The 4,488-nt window shown below is 28.5% G+C and carries 5 protein-coding genes; all 5 read right to left on the bottom strand.

Annotated features, from left to right (window positions below; translation table 11 throughout):
• Positions 1–165 precede the first annotated feature (165 nt).
• Genes ACQCX0_RS00280 through ACQCX0_RS00260 form a run of 5 tightly spaced genes read right to left on the bottom strand, consistent with a single transcriptional unit; the run spans position 166 to position 4,426 of the window.
• Positions 166–867, bottom strand: a complete 702-nt coding sequence (locus ACQCX0_RS00280; RefSeq protein ID WP_462562039.1) for a hypothetical protein — start codon at positions 865–867, stop codon at positions 166–168.
• Complete coding sequence (locus ACQCX0_RS00275) at positions 861–1,559, bottom strand: HdaA/DnaA family protein (protein WP_462562038.1); 699 nt, start codon at positions 1,557–1,559, stop codon at positions 861–863. The genes ACQCX0_RS00280 and ACQCX0_RS00275 overlap by 7 nt, the downstream gene beginning before the upstream one ends.
• A gap of 12 nt (positions 1,560–1,571) precedes the next feature.
• A complete protein-coding gene (locus tag ACQCX0_RS00270) occupies positions 1,572–2,570 on the bottom strand; it encodes a hypothetical protein (protein ID WP_462562036.1) in 999 nt (332 codons plus the stop codon).
• A gap of 10 nt (positions 2,571–2,580) precedes the next feature.
• Positions 2,581–3,033 carry a DNA polymerase III subunit chi gene (locus ACQCX0_RS00265; RefSeq protein WP_462562035.1) on the bottom strand — a complete coding sequence of 151 codons (453 nt, stop codon included), beginning with the start codon at positions 3,031–3,033 and terminating at the stop codon, positions 2,581–2,583.
• On the bottom strand, positions 3,020–4,426 hold the full coding sequence (locus ACQCX0_RS00260; protein ID WP_465029864.1) for a leucyl aminopeptidase: 1,407 nt from the start codon (positions 4,424–4,426) through the stop codon (positions 3,020–3,022). Before ACQCX0_RS00260 ends, ACQCX0_RS00265 begins: the two co-directional genes overlap by 14 nt.
• Positions 4,427–4,488: the final 62 nt, after the last annotated feature.

Below are 4,488 nucleotides of genomic sequence, written 5' to 3'. Positions count from 1 at the left end.
TTATTTTTATTCACATACCTAGTTACTATTCCCATTATATACTGTCTCATTGCAATAATGATTTCAGTTACTATAATATTTTTCTTTTAAGATACGAACAACTATGGTATAAATTTAAAGAATATATTAGTTTTTAGATATAATAAAGGATTGGAATTTAATTGTTTAACGTAAATAAAATTTTAACAATAAACTAACTTCCTGAGAATTTTTAGGAAGAGGAGTATTAACCTTAAATAAACCTAAGTGTCTAGCTTGTAAATCTAATACTACTGAATTAACAAATAACGGTACCTCTACCCCTACTCCTAAACTATAGAACATAGCACTATTAAAAGTTTTTTTAGCTTTATATTCAGATTGCACATTATCTGCTTTTAAATTTTTAGGTTTTGTTATACTAGCAACATCAGCAGAAACTTCTCCACTCACTTTACCGGAAATATCTATGGTTTGAAAAATATGTGTACCTAAACCGCCAACTACATATAAGAATCTTCTTTCAGAGAATAAAAAATACCTAATATTTAGAGAAGGTTTATAAGAAAAGTTAAGTTTAGTATCAAAATCTGCATTCACCTCCATTTTAACCACAGGCAAATTGATGCTAGGATTATGAGTTAAATTTCCCTTAGAATCCGGTTGATGAGTCAAAATATCAAATCTAAAATCCCATTGCCAGTTATTTAAAAAGTCACCACCGAAAAAAATAGAGCTTCCTATTCCGCTAAAATTAGATTTTTTACCGTTATTTTCACTGTTTCCGGTACTTATAGTAGCACCTGTTAAGATTCCTACATGTTTAGCCTGTAGAACTCCGCTAAATCCAATACTCATCATAACTAAAACAATTATTTTTTTTACCATGTATGATCTCCTTCTTTATTATCATCTTCAAAAATATCTTTAACTAATTTAATAGTTAATTTTTTCTTAGTTTGCAAAATTTTTTGTTCAATTTGTTCCACTATTTTTAATATAGATTGTGCATTCCTTTTTCCTCTAGTTAGAATATAGCTTATAACTTCTTTTTCTGCAAGCATTTGTTTATCAGAGAGCAATTTAATTGCTATGATTTTTAGTGTCTCATCATCAGGCTCTGTAATTTCTAACAATAATGAAGCATTAATTCTAGATCTTAAATCTAAAAGTTTTATACCCCAGAAATCAGGGTGTTGTCTAGAGGTAATTATTAATTTATGATTATTTTGTTTGGTTAGGTTATATAAATTCATTAACCCTATGGCTTGTTTTTGACTTAATAATGTAATATTATCTATGAGTAAAACTTCTACTGTTGCACTTAAGTGCTCTAGTTTAGCATAATCAAATAAGTCTTCTATTCTAATTTCTAAACTCTTATGCAGAGATAAGTATACTTTACTTAAAAAGGTTTTTCCAACAGATGCATTACCGATAATAATTAGAGTATTAACTAACCACATAGGACTATTAAATAATATATGTGCTACATTTTGATTAAAATTGGCAATTACTACATCATCTTTTAAATAAGAAGGTAATAATTCAAAGTTAAAAAATAGTTGCTCATTTATCATTATGAAAAGACGCTAATTTATCAGAGTTATATTAAAAGTTTTCTCATCAAATTGTAACCCTTGCTGTCTTAATTCTTTAGTTAATCTCTCAATTTCACCTGTATATTTAACATTGGCTTTCACATAATCCATGCTCATCTCAAGGACTTGTATATCTTTAATATTTTTTATTTCAGCTAATTTATTCACAACTAACACCCACTCTGAAATACCTTTGAGATTAAAAGTTAACACATTTGAGAATTGCTGTCTTAATTTACGTTCAATACTTAGTTGCTTATAATTATTCTCTATCTCTAGCATAGAGGTTTTAAAAGCTTCTTCTGTATTCAAAGTAGTACTGGTAAAACGAGTAACCTCTAAGGGATTAATAATTTCTAAAAACAACCCTTTCCCATCATTAGATAAAATAACAATAAAAATCTGATTTGCTCCCAGTTGTTCTGTTAAATTATTCAAAATCTCTTTATTACTACTAAAAATATCTTGTTCTTTTATTTGTTCTTGTGTAGGAATAATTATAGTAGATAAATAATCCTTATTTTTAATATTCTGCCATAGATTAAACCACGGATTTAATGTCCAAATACTTCTTTTTCCAAGATTATTGTATACAGGAATAAGTATTATTTTATTTTGATTCTGCTCCACTGTAAAGTTTACCTTGTTACTATCCAAAAACTCCATAATGGCCTTTTGATTAAAAAAGTATTCTATAGTAGCTGAATAACTATTTTCAGATAAATTTTCATTAGAAATTTTAAATTGTTTATCAGCTTGATTAATTATTTCATCACTAATAAGTGCATCTAATTTATCAACATCTTCCTTTAAAATTAATTTAGAAAGTACTCCTTTTAAGGCAATAATCCTATTATTAATAATAAATTCTTTTTTAGCAATGTTTAAAGTTTTAGCAGAATTACTCCCAGATACAGTATAAGAAAATAATTCTGCACTTGCAATCCAAGAGAAGAAGATTACCATACCTATTATAATTAACTTGTGCATATTAATAACCCTATTTTAAATTAAATTTACCTGTAGAATCCTGTTTATAATACTTTAAATTGTAATTCATCTCTTTAAAAAGTTTCCAAGTATTTCTCATCTCAATAATCTTATCCGTAGATTTTTGATCAAAAATTATAAACAATTTTTTAAAATTTATCTTAGGAACACTAGGGTTACATAAAACTAACCAAGTATAATTATTAGTATTAGTATTATACTCATCATCACTTAATAAAATAGGATGTTCATTTTCATAAAGATCGCCTTGTTTAGCATGAGGCAACCAAGAAACAGATGTCCACAACAAAGTATCTACAAAACTTACTTCTTCTTTATCTTTTAATAACACTAAAATCGGCTTATTTAAAGCTTTTAACTGTATTAAGAGTTTAGCTACAACTTTATATTTATCAATTAGAGCACCATAAAAATTTACTTCTATGACTTCATTTTGATTCATAATACCTTTTTACCAAATCATTTAACAACCGAACTCCAAACCCAGAAGCTCCTTTTTTACCTAAATTATTTTCATTGTCAAACCATGATGTCCCAGCAATATCTAAATGTGCCCACTTAGTATTTCCTATAAATTCTTGTAGAAACATTCCGGCATATACAGAACCTGCTACTTTAGGAGCCATAGAAACATTTTGTAAATCAGCATAGTCAGATTTTATATGAGGTTTATATTCCTCACCTAAGGGCATTCTCCACACTAGTTCTCCGGTTTTTTCTCCTGATTCATAAATTTTATTAGCCAAATCATCATCATTACTAAAAAGACCTGCTCTCTCCGTACCCAACGCCACCATAATAGCCCCAGTAAGCGTGGCTAAATTTATCATACATTTAGGTTGAAAATGCTCTTTAGCGTACCATAAAATATCTGCTAATACCATTCTACCCTCAGCATCAGTATTAAGAATTTCAATAGTTTTTCCTGATAAAGATTGCACTATATCCCCAGGTTTAGTTGCAGCACCAGAAATCATATTCTCTACCAAGCCGATAACTCCTATTACATTTACTTTAGCTCTACGTAGGGCTAAAGTTTTCATTAAGCCACAAACAATAGCTGCACCAGACATATCTTTTTTCATTGGTATCATACCTGATGCAGGCTTAATGGAAAGCCCTCCAGAGTCAAAAGTAACCCCTTTCCCCACAAGAGCAATAGGAGCATCTTTTTCTTCAGCTCCGTTATACTTAATAACTACTACTTTGGGCTCTTTATCACTACCTAAAGAAACTGATAAAAAAGCTCCCATTCCGATTTTTTCTAAGTATTTTTTATCTAATACTTCTAACTCTAAATTGAATTTCTTTAATTCTACTAATCTTTGTACGAAAATATTAGGATATAACACATTAGCCGGCTCATTAACCAATTCTTTAGCAAAATTTATTCCTCTATATACTGCATCATAATCTACATTATCAGCTTGGAGTTCTGAGGTTTTTTCTGAATAAACATTAATAATAGTAACTTTAGAGTTTTTTTTATTTTCTTCTTTAGAAATATATTTATCAAAACCCCAAGATTTTAATTTAAACCCTAAAATAAAATTATTAATATACAATGCATCTATTGCGGTAAATAAAAAATTTAGTTTAGTTTCTTTAGTAAACTTATTAGCTAAACTACCGCCTATTTTAATTAAATTATGAGTATTAAGATTCTTTTTGCTCCCCAACCCTATAAATAACAATACTTTATGATTGTTAAAGGATTTTAATTCTAAAATTTCTTTATTTTTTGCCGTAAAAGCCTGTTCTGCAAAAATTTTAATGATGCTCTTTTTTTGTTCCTCATTAAAACCTTCTAATTTATTTAAGGATTCTTCCACCATCGGAACTATTAATACTTGAGGATTTTTTAAGATCGGAAGAGCGGTTCAGCAGGAATGCCGAG

Source organism: Candidatus Hepatincolaceae symbiont of Strigamia maritima, assembly GCF_055505085.1.
The sequence above is the reverse complement of the archived record's forward strand: the minus strand, read 5'-3'. Positions and strand labels throughout refer to the sequence as shown.